This window comes from Pantoea sp. Ae19-2, from assembly GCF_059801205.1.
This window is the reverse complement of record NZ_JBCHWE010000001.1, coordinates 4073126-4088533: the sequence shown is the minus strand read 5'-3', so window position 1 is coordinate 4088533 and position 15408 is coordinate 4073126. Positions and strand designations below refer to the sequence as shown.

At 53.9% G+C, this 15408-nt stretch carries 11 protein-coding genes; 4 read left to right on the top strand and 7 right to left on the bottom strand.

All coding sequences use genetic code 11. The features are described from left to right. Positions 1 to 9 precede the first annotated feature (9 nt). Entirely contained in the window at positions 10 to 657 is a 648-nt protein-coding gene (fabR, locus tag AAIE03_RS18775) for an HTH-type transcriptional repressor FabR (protein ID WP_013027674.1), read from the bottom strand. A 193-nt stretch (positions 658 to 850) separates the two neighbouring features. On the opposite strand from fabR, the gene sthA reads away from it, so the two are divergent. After that, positions 851 to 2251, top strand: coding sequence for a Si-specific NAD(P)(+) transhydrogenase (gene sthA, locus AAIE03_RS18770; RefSeq protein WP_013027675.1), 1401 nt, complete (start codon positions 851 to 853; stop codon positions 2249 to 2251). Here sthA and oxyR read toward each other — a convergent pair. The 5 genes from oxyR to argC all read right to left on the bottom strand — a co-directional run bounded on the left by oxyR (position 2234) and on the right by argC (position 8007). After that, positions 2234 to 3151: a DNA-binding transcriptional regulator OxyR gene (oxyR, locus tag AAIE03_RS18765; RefSeq protein ID WP_015699323.1), complete on the bottom strand. Its 918-nt coding sequence runs from the start codon at positions 3149 to 3151 to the stop codon at positions 2234 to 2236. The genes sthA and oxyR overlap by 18 nt on opposite strands. Before the next feature lie 356 nt (positions 3152 to 3507). Then, the gene (gene argH / locus AAIE03_RS18760; RefSeq protein ID WP_498563135.1) at positions 3508 to 4881 is read right to left on the bottom strand and encodes an argininosuccinate lyase; all 1374 of its coding nucleotides are present in this window, start codon (positions 4879 to 4881) and stop codon (positions 3508 to 3510) included. An 88-nt stretch (positions 4882 to 4969) separates the two neighbouring features. After that, a complete protein-coding gene (locus tag AAIE03_RS18755) occupies positions 4970 to 6187 on the bottom strand; it encodes an argininosuccinate synthase (protein WP_013027678.1) in 1218 nt (405 codons plus the stop codon). Positions 6188 to 6211: 24 nt separating this feature from the next. Further along, complete coding sequence (argB, locus tag AAIE03_RS18750) at positions 6212 to 6988, bottom strand: acetylglutamate kinase (RefSeq protein WP_013027679.1); 777 nt, start codon at positions 6986 to 6988, stop codon at positions 6212 to 6214. Between the two features lie 14 nt (positions 6989 to 7002). Beyond that, positions 7003 to 8007, bottom strand: coding sequence for an N-acetyl-gamma-glutamyl-phosphate reductase (gene argC, locus AAIE03_RS18745; protein WP_014594874.1), 1005 nt, complete (start codon positions 8005 to 8007; stop codon positions 7003 to 7005). Between the two features lie 168 nt (positions 8008 to 8175). Between argC and argE the strand changes: the two genes are divergently transcribed. From argE to AAIE03_RS18730, 3 genes are all read left to right on the top strand, one after another. Further along, positions 8176 to 9324, top strand: coding sequence for an acetylornithine deacetylase (gene argE / locus AAIE03_RS18740; RefSeq protein WP_013027681.1), 1149 nt, complete (start codon positions 8176 to 8178; stop codon positions 9322 to 9324). Between the two features lie 350 nt (positions 9325 to 9674). Beyond that, positions 9675 to 12323, top strand: a complete 2649-nt coding sequence (gene ppc / locus AAIE03_RS18735) for a phosphoenolpyruvate carboxylase (protein ID WP_498563134.1) — start codon at positions 9675 to 9677, stop codon at positions 12321 to 12323. A gap of 362 nt (positions 12324 to 12685) precedes the next feature. Further along, complete coding sequence (locus tag AAIE03_RS18730) at positions 12686 to 14320, top strand: methyl-accepting chemotaxis protein (protein WP_498563133.1); 1635 nt, start codon at positions 12686 to 12688, stop codon at positions 14318 to 14320. A 93-nt stretch (positions 14321 to 14413) separates the two neighbouring features. On the opposite strand, the gene metF is transcribed toward AAIE03_RS18730, so the two are convergent. After that, positions 14414 to 15310: a methylenetetrahydrofolate reductase gene (gene metF, locus AAIE03_RS18725; protein WP_498563132.1), complete on the bottom strand. Its 897-nt coding sequence runs from the start codon at positions 15308 to 15310 to the stop codon at positions 14414 to 14416. Positions 15311 to 15408 lie beyond the last annotated feature (98 nt).

Genomic DNA, 15408 nt, shown 5'->3' with positions numbered 1-15408 from the left:
GGTCCTTATTCATATCTCTTCAGGTTTATCCAGGGTTACCGCCAGACGTTCTTGTTCCCGGCGATACCAGTAATAAGCGCCTTTGGCGATCATGCGTAACTGTAATACCAGACGATCTTCCAGCTTACGTCGCTGCTCGATATCAATGTCCAGCGCTTCAGCACCCGCGCTAAAAACAATCGTCACCATCGCTTCAGCCTGCGCTTCGGTGAAGCTGCGCGGCATGCGATTTTCGACCTCAAGATAGTCAGCCAGTTCAGCAATAAAATGTTGAATTTCACGTGCAACAGCAGCGCGAAAGGCCGCAGAAGTCCCTGAACGTTCGCGCAATAACAAGCGAAACGCATTGGGGTTATTCTCGATGAACTCCATGAATGTGGCGATAGAGGTTTTAATAATGCTGCCACCTTTTGCGATACGCTGGCGTGCCTGGCGCATCAGCTGGCGCAACATCAGTCCACTTTCGTCAACCATCGTCAGACCTAACTCATCAACATCTTTGAAATGCCGATAAAAAGACGTGGGCGCAATGCCGGCTTCCCTGGCAACTTCACGTAGGCTCAGGCTGGCAAAACTGCGCTCGGCGCTGAGCTGACTGAATGCAGCTTCGATGAGTGTACGCCTTGTACGTTCTTTTTGTTGCGCTCTGACACCCATTCTCTCTGCCTTGTGAGGTTCTGAAACAGCACTATAACAAAATATTCAGCGTACAGTCGGGCAAACTTTGTGACGGCTTGTTAAACACCACTGAAAGGCAAAACGTGATGAAAATCGCTGTTAGAATTCAGAAGTGCGCGGTGAGATGTTAGAATCTCGTTGTAAAAATGTATAAATAATAGGACGTATCGGTATGCAAAAGTCTTACGATTACGATGTTATAGTGATTGGTTCAGGACCCGGCGGCGAAGGTGCGGCGATGGGACTGGTCAAGCAAGGCGCACGCATCGCGGTTATCGAACGCTATCACAACATCGGCGGCGGCTGTACTCACTGGGGAACCATCCCTTCAAAAGCCCTCCGTCACGCTGTTAGCCGCATCATCGAGTTCAATCAAAATCCCCTTTACAGCGACCACACCCGACTGCTTCGTTCATCCTTTGCCGATATCCTTAATCACACGGAGAGCGTGATCAACCAGCAAACGGCGATGCGTCAGGGTTTTTACGAGCGTAACCGCTGCGAACTCTTTCAGGGCGATGCCCATTTTGTTGATGCCAACACGGTCGAGGTAGAACATCATGACGGTACGCGCGAAAAACTGACCGCCGAGAAGTTTATCATCGCCTGCGGTTCACGCCCTTATCATCCCCACGATGTCGACTTTACCCATCCACGCATTTACGACTCCGATTCTATTCTCAACCTGCACCATGAACCTGGCCACGTGATCATTTATGGCGCCGGTGTCATTGGCTGTGAATATGCTTCTATTTTCCGTGGACTTAACGTCAAAGTTGATTTGATTAACACCCGTGACCGGCTGCTGGCATTTCTTGACCAGGAGATGTCCGACTCGCTGTCCTATCACTTCTGGAACAGCGGCGTGGTGATTCGTCACAATGAAGAGTTCGAGAAAATTGAAGGCGTAGATGACGGCGTGATCATGCACCTTAAATCCGGCAAGAAAGTAAAAGCGGATTGCCTGCTGTATGCGAATGGTCGTACCGGTAACACTGATTCGCTGTCGCTGGAAAATGTCGGTCTAGAAGCAGACGGACGTGGCCTGCTGAAAGTGAACAGCATGTATCAGACAGCTCAGCCGCACATTTATGCGGTAGGCGACGTGATTGGTTATCCAAGTCTGGCATCCGCTGCTTACGATCAGGGCCGTATTGCCGCGCAGGCCATTATGAAAGGTGAAGCCTCAGCGCATCTGATAGAAGACATCCCGACCGGGATCTATACCATTCCGGAAATCAGTTCTGTGGGGAAAACCGAGCAGCAGCTGACGGCAATGAAAGTGCCATACGAAGTGGGTCGTGCTCAGTTCAAACATCTGGCGCGTGCGCAAATCGTTGGAATGAATGTGGGTAGCCTGAAGATCTTGTTCCACCGCGAAACCAAAGAAATTTTAGGCATTCATTGTTTTGGCGAGCGCGCGGCGGAGATCATCCATATCGGTCAGGCGATTATGGAGCAAAAAAATGGTGGCAACACAATCGAGTACTTTGTGAATACCACCTTTAACTATCCCACCATGGCCGAAGCCTATCGTGTTGCGGCGTTAAACGGCTTAAACCGCCTGTTTTAACGTCGTATCGAAATAGCCTTGCATGTGCGTTCGGATTGCCTCTGCCAGTTGTTCATAACGACTGCGCAGGGGTGAACCGGGACGGTATACCAGTGCGATAGTGCGTTGGGGGACCGGTTTGTAGCACGGGAGATAACAAACGCCGTCACGAATACGCTGATCCGGTACGGCCAGTGCAGGCAGTAACGTGATCCCGCTTCCCGCCGCAACCATATTGCGCAAGGTTTCCAGGCTGGTCGCGCGGAAATGCGTATCTTCGTCTGCACCTGCTTCAAAGCAAAAGCCCATCGCCTGATCGCGCAGGCAATGACCGTCTTCCAGCATTAGCAGCTTTTCGCCCGCCAGATCGGACATCGGCACGCGGTCACGATCGCGCCATGGGTGATCTTCATAGACGGCCAGCTTCATCGGCTCATCAAACAGCGGGACCTCGATAAAGGCTTCGCTTTCTTTCACCAACGCCAGAATCGCACAGTCCAGTTTGCCGCTGTCGAGCTGCGCCAGCAGTTGCTGCGTCTGCGCTTCATGCAGATACATTTCCAGCTTTGGAAAGGTCTGATGCAGCATTGGAATGATCTGCGGCAGCAAATAAGGGCCGGTCGTGGGGATAAGCCCAATATGCAGTGGCCCTGACATCGCTTCGCCTTGCTGACTGGCCATCTCTTTCAGCACTTTGACTTCACGCAGAACGGTACGCGCCTGGTCGACCAGCAACAGGCCGGCCTGAGTAAACAGCACTTTGCGGCTGGTACGCTCCAGCAGCATGACACCTAATTCGTCTTCTAATTTACGGATCTGTCCGCTCAACGTGGGCTGACTGACATGGCAGGCATCCGCTGCACGTCGGAAATGACGATGTTCAGCAAGCGAAACCAGATATTCAAGATCACGGATATTCATTATTACCCTCCATTCCACGATAGCTCGTGGCGATAGATAGAATAGCAACCAACGATTGGCCCTATCAAGAGCGGATGGGAATAATGCCCACATCAATTCAGATTCATTGCCACCCAGGGAAATGTTTTCTGAACGTTGAAAACGGTGTTCTCCCTGTTTTCAACAGTCGTGAGCCCTTCGCCAAAAAAAAGACGAGAAGCGCTGTCAGCGCTTCCCTAAAACGCGTAGAGGGTAAACGTTACGAATCTGAGCATCGGCCGGGAGCGCCGCGGCTCTGATGATGTGCCTAAAATAAAAGTAGTTTCTGAAGCTAGAGGTTGGCGGGCATCTGATGCCCGCTTTTTTTTGCCTGCCGTTTACGCTAAGCGTGTTTTGGCATCCGCGATAGCACGGGCAACCTGACCGGGCGAAACCCCACCCTGCGCATTACGCTTATCCAGACAGGATTTTAGGGCCAGAACAGGATAGACATCGTCCTCTATCACGCTACTAAACTGCTTTAACTGCGCCAGCGTCAGCGCTTCCAGCGCAACGCCCTGTTTTATCGCTTCAACGACCGTTTCACCGACAATGTGGTGAGCCTCACGGAACGGCACGCCTTTGGCAACGAGGTAGTCAGCCAGCTCGGTTGAGTTAGCGTAGCCCTGCTCTGCCGCTTCCTGGCAGCGAGGACGTTTCACCTGCAGGCCATCCAGGACAAGAACCGACATGTGCAGGCAGTCCAGCCAGGTATCCAGCGCGTCGAACAGCCCTTCTTTGTCTTCCTGCATGTCTTTGTTGTAGGCGAGCGGCAGACCTTTCAGCGTCATCATCATTCCGGTTAACGCGCCCTGTACACGGCCACACTTGCCGCGAATCAGCTCCAGCGCATCCGGGTTTTTCTTCTGTGGCATCAGGGATGAACCCGAGGTGACTTTATCTGAGAGTTCGATAAAGCCGGCTTCGCCTGTGTTAAAGAAAATCATGTCTTCAGCAAAGCGCGACAGATGTACCATACCGATTGACGCATCCGAGAGCAGTTCCAGAACATGGTCACGATCGGACACGGTGTCCAGGCTGTTACGCGTGGCAGAAGCAAAACCTAACCAGCCAGCCAGCTGCTCACGATCGATGTCATACGCCGTTCCTGCCAGCGCGCCACAACCCAGTGGGCTAATATCAAGACGCTTCAACGTATCCTGCAAACGGCTTTCATCGCGCGCCAGCATTTCAACATAGGCGAGGCACCAATGCGCAAAGGTCACCGGCTGCGCCCGCTGCAAATGCGTATAGCCCGGCATCACCGCGTCCTGGTTCACTTCGGCGGTGGCGACCAGCGCCTGCTGCAGCTCACGTGTGGCCCCCAGCAGTGCGGCGACCTGCTCCTTACACCAAAGCTTCAGGTCGGTGGCTACCTGGTCATTACGGCTACGGCCGGTGTGCAGTTTTTTGCCCAGCGCGCCGACTTTCTCGATCAACTGGCCTTCAACCCAGCTGTGAATATCTTCGGCATCACTTTGCAGAATTTGCTCAGGATTGGCACGAACCTCTTCCAGCAATGCACTCAATGCGGCTTCCAGCTGCTGCTGCTCATCACCGGTCAGAACATTTACCGTCACCAGCGCTTTGGACCAGGCCACTGAGCCAATGATGTCCTGCTCAGCCAGGCGGTAATCAAAACGCAGCGAGTCGTTGAACTGTTTGAAACGTTGATCTGCTGCCTGGGTAAAGCGTCCACCCCAAAGTGCCATGTGAATCTCCTTCAAGTCGTTAAACCAGGGGCGGCCTGAAAGCCGCCCCTGAGGTCATACTGAGAGGCGAGGCGATCCTCGCCTGCGATTACTTCTTCTGCTCGTTCAATGCACGAATACGTGAAGAGAGTGAGAACAGACGGATAAAGCCGCCGGCATGACGATGATCGTAAACTTCGTCTTCGCCGAAGGTTGCAAACTCTTCGGAATACAGGCTGTTGGCTGAACGCTTCTGCGTCGCCGTGGCCTGGCCTTTGTAGAGTTGCAGGACCACTTCACCGTTGACTTCTTCTGCCAGCGACTCTGCCGCCGCCTGGATAGACTTACGCAGCGGTGCAAACCAGCGACCATCGTAAACCACATAGGACATTTCATGGCCCAGCTGCTCACGCCATTTGAAGCTGTCGCGATCCAGAACCAGTTGCTCAACCGCACGCAGTGCGTTAACCATGATGGTGCCGCCGGGAGTTTCGTAACAGCCGCGTGATTTAATGCCCACCAGACGGTTTTCAACGATATCGATACGACCTACGCCGTGTTTAGCACCCAGCACGTTCAGCTTTTCCAGACACTGGAACGGGCTCAGTTTCTCGCCGTTCACCGCGACAACGCGCCCTTTTTCAACGGTTACCGTCACGTCTTCAGGCTGATCCGGGGCTTCCAGCGGATCAACGGTCCAGACCCAGCAATCTTTATTCGGCGCATTAGACGGGCTCTCCAGCACGCCGCCTTCGGTAGAAATATGCCAGGCGTTTTCATCACGGCTGTAGATTTTTTCCAGCGAAGCGGTGGTCGGGATATTGCGCTCTTTCAGATAATCCAGCAGCGCTTCACGTGAACGCAGGTTCCATTCGCGCCATGGCGCAACCACTTTCAGCTGGGGTGCCAGCGCGGTATAGGTGGTTTCAAAACGTACCTGGTCATTGCCTTTACCGGTCGCACCGTGGCACAGGGCATCAGCACCGACTTTCAGCGCCAGCTCAACCTGCGCTTTAGCGATGATAGGACGCGCCATTGAGGTGCCCAGTAGGTAAGTTCCTTCATACAGCGCACCGGTCTGCAGCACCGGATAAACGTAGTCGCTGATAAACTCTTCACGCAGATCAACCACGTGGCATTCTGATGCACCCGACTGCAGCGCTTTCTTCTCAACGCCTTCCAGATCGCTACGTTCCTGGCCGATATCAGCCACAAACGCGACCACTTCACAGCCGCCATAGTTTTCTTTCAGCCAGGGAATAATGGCAGAAGTATCCAGACCACCAGAGTAAGCCAGAACGATTTTTTTGATGTTTTGCGTTTGCATTTCGTAATCCTTGAATCTGAGTCGTTAAGCGAGAATCCGGGTGCCAATGGACACACCGTTAAAAAGGTCGGGCAGTTGCTCGGCATGACGCCAGCTGGCGATATCAACCGGGCGGCCCAGCGTGCGCGCAGCATCCAGCGCTGCGTTCACTTTAACAATCATGCCATCGGTGATGATGCCCTGCGCAATCAACTGTTCAGCTTTGTCAGCCGTCATCTCTGCAATGCGCTGGCCTTTGCCATCGAGAATGCCACTGACATCCGATAACAAGACTAAATCAGCACCCAGCGTTGATGCCAGCGCCGTGGCGGCCTGATCCGCATTGACGTTCATTAACTGGCCGTCATCGGTAATGCCAATTGAGCTGACAACAGGCATATAACCCGCCGCAAGCAATGTATTGACCAACGCGGGATTACCCGGCGTGGCGTGGCCCACATGACCGAGTGCTTCATCCAGCTGCGTGACATTAACCAGGCCTGCATCGCCCAGGCAAAGGCCTACCGCGTGAATGCCATATTTTTTCGCCCAGGCCAGCAGGGTTTTGTTCGCGGTACCCGCCAGTGCGCCGGTAATAATGTCGATCTGGTCGGCAGGCGTAACGCGTAAGCCGTTCTTTTTCTGCACCGGCAGCGCCAGTTTTTTCATCAGTTCATCGACCAGACAGCCGCCGCCGTGAACGACGATCAACGGGCGCTGATGCGCGGAGCGATAGGCCAGCAGCGCGTCAAATAAACGGGCCAGCGCTTCTTCGCTGTCTAACAGCACACCGCCCAGCTTGATAATCAATGGATTGGTCATGGTTTACTCGTCCGTTAAATCAGTGACTGCGTTTCAGGGAAACCGAAACGAATATTAAGGCACTGCACCGCCTGGGAGGCCGCGCCTTTGAGCAGGTTATCTTCTGCAGCCACCACAATCAGGTGTTCGCCCTGAACGGCGAACCCGATATCGCAGTAGGGTAGCCCGACAACCGCTTTCAGAGCCGGCACGCCCTGTTCGTACACGCGTACCAGCGGCTTATCGTGGTAGGCGTTATGAAAAGCTTCAGCAACATCATCACGGCTTACGCCGGCCTTCAGGCGGCAGGTAACGGTCGCCAGAATCCCACGCGGAAAACTGCCCAGGTGCGGGGTGAAAATCACCGGCGTTCCCAGGTGCGCCACAATCTCAGGATGATGACGATGATTAAAAATACCGTAAGGTTGCAGGCTGACTTCGCAGAAGCTGGTGCCGACATTCGCTTTGCGCCCCGCCCCACTCACGCCGCTGGTGGCGTTAATTACCGGCCACTGCGCGTCATTTAGCAAACCCGCATCTAACACGGGCTTCAACGCCAGCTGGGAGGCAGTGGGATAGCAGCCCGGTACAGCCACCAGCTGTGCTTCTTTAATTTTTTCCTGCTGGAACTCAGCAAGACCGTAAACGGCTTTATCCAGCCAGTCACCGTGCTGATGCGTAAAGCCATAAAACTGGGTGTAAAAATCGCCATCGTTGACGCGAAACGCGCCTGACAGATCGAACACCACACAACCGGCTTTAAGAAATTCAGGGGCCAGGTCATGGCTGACTTCGTGGGCGGTCGCCAGAAACACCACATCCACTTTGTCTGCCCATTCGGCGGCATCACTCAACGGCTGCAGCGGCAAATCCACCACGCCTTTAAGCTGTGGATGAAGATCGGACAGGCGCTTGCCCGCATCGGGACTTTGCGCAGATACCGCCAAAGCGGTTATGTTGATATGTGGATGGCGATTAAGGAAGGTGGCAAGCTCTACGCCAGCGTAACCACTGGCACCAACGATCAGCGTATTCAACATCAGGCTGTATACCTTTATTACAGTCACACGTTCCGGGTCGCGGCCTTGCCCCGTTGCCCACGATGTCGTTTGCAGCGATTTAAGGTTCACATGCACACGACGTTAATGTATTTTTATTCACTATTAATGCATGAATATTGATACATCCTAACTCAAGGACCGTCAACAGTGAAGACAAAATTACCGCCTTTTATCGAACTATACCGCCAGTTGATCGCTACGCCGTCAATCAGCGCAACCGATGCCGCACTCGATCAGAGCAATGAAACTTTAATCAATTTACTGGCTGGCTGGTTCCGCGACCTGGGTTTTGCTGTGGAAGTACAGCCCGTACCCGGAACGCGTCATAAATTTAATATGCTGGCGCGCACCGGAAACGGCGCGGGCGGCCTGCTGCTTGCCGGGCATACCGATACCGTTCCGTTTGATGATGGTCGCTGGACTCGCGATCCCTTTACCCTGACCGAACATGACAACAAGCTGTACGGTCTGGGTACCGCCGATATGAAAGGCTTCTTTGCGTTTATTCTGGACACGCTACGTGATGTGGATGTGACAACCCTGAGTAAGCCGCTGTACATTTTGGCGACCGCCGATGAAGAAACCACGATGGCAGGGGCGAAATATTTTGCAGAGTCCACCCAGCTTCGCCCCGACTGCGCCATTATTGGCGAACCGACCTCGCTAAAGCCGGTGCGGGCGCACAAAGGCCATATATCTAATGCGATTCGTATTCAGGGACAATCGGGCCACTCCAGCGATCCCGGACGCGGCGTCAATGCCATTGAGCTAATGCATGAGTCGATTACCGAACTCATGCAGTTGCGTAACACACTCAAATCACGTTACCACCACGATGGCTTTGCCATCCCCTATCCGACCATGAACTTTGGTCATATTCACGGCGGCGATGCGGCAAACCGTATCTGTGCCTGCTGCGAATTGCATATGGATATCCGGCCCCTGCCGGGCCTCACGCTGAGCGATCTCGACGGGCTGCTAAATGAAGCACTGGCACCAGTAAGCGAACGCTGGCCGGGACGGATCACCATTGAAGAACTGCATCCACCGATTCCCGGCTACGAGTGCCCCGCTGATCATGAACTGGTTAAAGTGGTAGAAACGCTGCTGGGGATTCAGACGGAAGTGGTGAATTACTGCACTGAAGCGCCTTTCATTCAGCAACTCTGCCCAACCCTGGTACTGGGCCCAGGATCGATCAATCAGGCGCACCAGCCAGACGAGTTTATCGATACCGCATTTATTAAGCCTACCCGTGCGCTGATAAGCCAGGTTGTGCAGCATTTCTGTCACTAATTATCATTAATCGGGGCATTTCACTGAATTAACAGCAAAATGCCCCGCCATTCTGCGGGATTTGATAATAAGAATAACTTATCCCGCTTCTCCCCTATCAAATTCCATGAATTTCCAGCAGTTAGCTGCATGTTTCCTTCACTTTAAGTCAATTGACGAACGGATGATTACGTGGCTAGATAAAAGACGATGTTATACCTACGGGGCAATCATCCCACTTTATTCAGCTTGCGACAGGCAGCAACTGAAGAACCTCGGGCAGTACCGAGAGGACAACGTTGCTGGCTTTTGTGCTGCCTGAAAAGACCGGGTATAGAGGTTTATCAAGACGATAAGGGTGTCAGGGTCACATGAACGAACAATATTCCGCAATGCGAAGTAATGTCAGTATGCTCGGCAAACTGCTCGGGGATACGATTAAGGATGCGCTGGGAGAGAACATCCTGGACCAGGTGGAAACCATCCGTAAGCTGTCTAAATCATCCCGTGCTGGCAATGACACGCATCGTAAGGCGTTGCTGAATACGCTGCAGAACCTGTCAAATGACGAGTTGTTGCCCGTCGCACGTGCTTTCAGTCAGTTCCTGAACCTCACTAACGTGGCTGAGCAGTATCAAACCATTTCCCGCAGCGGCGATGGCGCGAATCATCCCGAGTTGTTAAAAAAGACCTTCGAAACGCTCAAACAAAACAATCTTAGTGAAAGTGCTATTCACGCGGCGATTGAATCCCTGTCGCTGGAACTGGTGTTGACCGCCCATCCCACAGAAATTACGCGTCGTACGCTGATTCATAAACTGGGCGAAGTTAACAGCTGTCTTGAACAGCTCGATCACAGCGATATTTCTGACTACGAGCGTAACCAGATTATGCGTCGCCTGCGCCAACTGGTCGCTCAGGCCTGGCATACGGATGAGATCCGTAAATACCGTCCTACGCCCGTGGATGAAGCCAAATGGGGCTTTGCCGTCGTTGAAAACAGCCTGTGGGAAGGCGTACCTGCGTTTCTGCGTGAGCTGAATGAACAGGTAGAAGAGACGTTTGGCATTAAGCTGCCGGTCGATTTCGTTCCGGTGCAGTTTACCTCCTGGATGGGCGGTGACCGTGACGGCAACCCCAATGTCACGGCCTCCATCACCCGCCACGTCATGCAGCTCAGCCGCTGGAAAGCCACCGACCTGTTCCTGCGTGACATTGGCGTACTGATTTCAGAACTGTCGATGTCTGAATGCAGCCAGGAAGTGGCCGATCTCAGTGGCGATCCTGAAGCGCTCGAACCTTATCGCGTGATTTTGAAGCGTCTGCGCAGCCAGCTAATGAGCACGCAGGCTTATCTGGAACGTCGCCTTAAAGGCGAACGTTTACCACGTCCGGCTGACCTACTGGTCTCTAACGCTCAGCTTTGGGACCCGCTGTATGCGATCTATCAATCCTTGCAGCAGTGTGGCATGAGCATCATTGCCAACGGCCAACTGCTGGATACGCTGCGCCGCGTCAAATGCTTCGGCGTGCCGCTGGTCCGCATTGATGTTCGTCAGGAAAGCACCCGTCACACCGAAGCCATTGCAGAGATTACCCGCTACCTTGGGCTGGGCGATTATGAGAGCTGGTCAGAAGCCGACAAGCAAGCGTTCCTCATCCGCGAGCTGAACTCTAAGCGCCCTTTACTGCCGCGCAGCTGGGAACCGAACGATGAAACCCGCGAAGTGCTGGAAACCTGCAAAGTGGTAGCGGAAGCGCCTCAGGGCTCTATCGCCGCCTATGTGATTTCGATGGCAAAAACGCCGTCGGATGTGCTGGCCGTCCACCTGTTACTGAAAGAAGCCGGTATACCTTTTGCGATGCCGGTTGCACCGCTGTTTGAAACGCTTGATGACCTCAACAATGCCAACGATGTGATGAGCAAGTTGCTCAACATTGACTGGTATCGCGGCTTTATTCAGGGCAAACAGATGGTCATGATTGGCTATTCCGACTCGGCGAAAGATGCCGGCGTCATGGCGGCCAGTTGGGCGCAGTATCAGGCGCAGGATGCGCTGATTAAAACCTGCGAAAAAGCCGGAGTGTCACTGACCTTGTTCCACGGACGTGGCGGTACTATCGGTCGCGGCGGCGCGCCGGCACATGCTGCGCTGCTGTCTCAGCCGCCAGGCAGCCTGAAGGGCGGCCTGCGCGTTACCGAGCAGGGCGAAATGATCCGCTTTAAATACGGTTTACCGGAAGTGACTATCGCCAGCCTGTCGCTCTATACCGGTGCGATACTGGAAGCTAACCTGATGCCACCGCCGGAACCTAAACCGGAATGGCGCAGTATTATGAATCAGCTTTCTGCGGATTCCTGTGCCATGTACCGGGGCTACGTGCGCGAAAACGCCGACTTTGTGCCCTACTTCCGTTCAGCCACCCCAGAGCAGGAACTGGGCAAGCTGCCACTGGGTTCACGCCCGGCCAAACGCCGTCCTACCGGCGGTGTGGAATCCCTGCGCGCCATTCCCTGGATCTTCGCCTGGACCCAAAACCGTCTGATGCTCCCGGCATGGCTGGGTGCAGGTGCGGCGCTGCAGCAGGCGATGCTGGCAGGCCATCAGGATCAGCTCGAAGCGATGTGTCGCGACTGGCCGTTTTTCTCAACCCGCCTCGGTATGCTGGAGATGGTGTTCTCTAAAGCAGACCTGTGGCTGGCGGAATATTACGACCAGCGACTAGTGGACAAATCCTTGTGGCCATTAGGTCAACAGCTGCGTGACCAGCTGGATGCCGATATCAAAGCCGTGCTGACCATCGCCAACGATTCACACCTGATGGCGGATCAGCCGTGGATTGCCGAATCCATTGCCCTGCGCAACGTGTATACCGATCCCCTGAACGTACTGCAGGCTGAACTGCTTCACCGTTCACGTGCTCAAGAAGCTCGCGGTGACGAACCGGATGCGCGCGTCGAACAGGCGCTGATGGTGACGATTGCCGGTGTCGCTGCTGGCATGCGTAACACGGGTTAAGTCCATTCTCGTCAGGACGGTCCGCTCAGCCTGTGCGGCCGTCCTTAACCCACCCTCGCTCGGGTGAGTTTGCCCGTCTCAAATACGCACCCTCTGATGATTGCCTGCTGTTTTATCTAATGTTTTACCCCTTCACCTACAGCGTCCTTGAGACCATTTCATCTGGTCAAGTGCATTACCTTAGAAATTATTACAGTTTGATTACAGTTAGCCTATAAACCTTATGCCTTTGTGGTCGTTACTCTTTATACGGGTCAAAAAACACCCGGATTGTTCGATAAAAAGCCACACACTGATTCAAAAACCACACTGACAGAAGGCAGTGAGGCCTTCGTGCTTATCATTAACATCAGGGTAACAGTATGAATAACATCAGAATAGGAATACGGCTCGTGGCGGCTTTTGGCTTCATGGGCATGCTTGTCATTTTCATGGTCCTGATCGGTATTACCAAAACACGTTCTCTGGCCGACGCTAACAGTGAGATCGCCGGGGGCCTTTACGCCAAGGCATCCGAATCGGCCATGCTGTCATTTTATGCGCAAGATATGAGTCGTCTGGCGCGCATTGCCGTACTCCAGCCGGATCCGGCAAAAACAGAAAAAGCGCTTAACAGCTATCAGCAGGTCAGAAGCCAGGCCGACAGCCTGATGCAGGTGCTGGATAAAGAGGTTGCCTCCGTCACTGGCAGACAACTTTTTTCCAACATCCAGTCTCACGCGGCGCTTTTTCTGCCGCTAATGGATAAGGTCGTTGCACTTGCTCAGCAAGGTAAAAAAGAGGAGGCCGACCAGCTGTTACAGGCCTCGGGAGACAACATTCAAACGGGCTATATAGCCTCCCTTCAGGCATTAAAAGATCACCAGGAAGCGCGGATGCAGGTTGCAGAGCAAACTTCCCATAGCGATCGAACCAATGCGTTGCGTTTACTGGCGGGCGCCGGTGCCGTTGCGCTATTTCTGGCGGGATTGTCTGCCTGGCTTATTACGCGCAGCATCACCCGGCCCCTTAATCAGGCCCTGATTGCCGCACAGCGCGTGGCAAAAGGTGACCTCAGCGAGCCTGTGCAGGTCACTCACACCGATGAAACCGGCAAACTGCTGGTGGCAATCCGGGAGATGCAGGAGGCACTGGTTCAAACGGTCAGCCTGGTGAGATCCAATGCGGAAAGCGTCGCCTCTGCCAGTAGTCAGATAGCGCAGGGAAATGCCGACCTGTCACAGAGAACCGAAGAGCAGGCCAGCGCGCTGGAGCAGACGGCAGCCACCATGACGCAGCTTGGCATGACGGTGAAAAATAACGCCAGCAATGCGCAGCAGGCCAGTCAGCTTGCGGTCAATGTGCGTAATGTCGCCAACGAAGGCAATGATGCCACGGCAGCGATTACCAGCACGATGCGCACCATTAAAGACAGCTCAGGGAAAATCGCCGACATCACCGCCGTTATTGACAGTATTGCCTTCCAGACCAATATTCTCGCGCTGAACGCAGCAGTAGAAGCCGCGCGCGCGGGCGAACACGGTAAAGGTTTTGCGGTGGTTGCCAGCGAGGTCAGAACCCTGGCGCAACGTAGCAGCACGGCCGCAGGTGAAATTCGCCAGTTAATTGACGCCAACGCCCGCAGCGTGGGGCAAGGTGACGAACTGGTTGCACATGCCACCGCGACGATGCAGAGCATCGTCACGGCTGTAGGTCACCTGAGTGATACCGTTGAGGAAATTACCTCAGCCAGCGCCGAGCAGGCCAGAGGCGTAGAACAGGTGGGCATCGCGGTAACCGAGATGGACAGCGCCACACAGCAAAACGCCGCATTAGTGGAAGAATCCGCCTCGGCCGCGAACAGCCTCCGGGAACAGTCACGACAGCTGCTGCAGGCGGTCTCAGTCTTTCGCTTTAATAACACGACACAGCAGGTGCATAGCGTACCGACGCTCAAAAACCCCTCGCGAGTGAAACCGGCTCAACCCTTGACCCATGAAGGCTGGACACATTTTTAATGCGTGGCACATCAGGCTGCTGTCAGCCCTGTATATGCAATGGATGAGACATTCAGAACCGACGCGGACACGTCGGTTTTTTTATGGCCATCTTCAGGCGGCAATTCCCGGACGCACACCTAAGGTATGACAAATGGCATAGCTCATTTCTGCCCGGTTCAGAGTATAGAAATGAAAATCTTTTACGCCCTCACGCGACAGGATTTTCACCATGTCCATGGCGATGTTCGCCCCCACCATTTTGCGCGTTTCAGGATCCTCATCCAGCCCTGCAAACATGGCATTCATCCAGCCCGGAACGCGTACATTGGTCAGGGCGGCAAAACGCTGCAGCTGTTTGAAATTCGATACCGGCAAAATGCCCGGCACGATCTCAACATCAATGCCGGTGGAAACGCAGCGATCACGAAAACGCAGATAGCTCTCAACATCAAAGAAGAACTGGGTAATGGCACGGTTAGCGCCAGCATCAATTTTACGTTTCAGGTTAATCAGGTCAGCCTGGGCACTTTTTGCTTCGGGGTGGACTTCCGGATAGGCCGCGACGGAGATATCGAAGTCACCGACCTCTTTAAGCAGCGAAACGAGATCGCTGCCGTACATTTGCGGCTTACCGCTATTGGGTGGCAGATCGCCACGCAGCGCCACGATATGGCGAATACCGTTATTCCAGTAATCCTGTGCAATGGCTTGCAGCTCATCCCGGGTAGCGTCAATACAGGTCAGATGCGGCGCAGCTTCGAGCCCCGTACGTTCCTTAATGCCTTTAATGATGCTGTGTGTGCGGTCACGCTCACCCGAGTTCGCCCCGTAGGTTACAGAGACAAAACTGGGCTTCAGGCTGCTCAGACGATGGATGGAGTTCCACAGCGTTTCTTCCATTTCACTGGTGCGCGGCGGGAAAAACTCAAAAGAGACACTAATTCGCCCGTTTAGCTCTGCCAGGCTCTGATTGAGCGCCTCGCGCTGATTGGCATGAAAGAAACTCATCCTGCTACCTCCGCCCACATCGGTTATCTGTTAACCTGTAAACATCTATACGTTTAGACGTCCAGACACTCAAAGTGAACCATTTTCCCGCAAGCGTC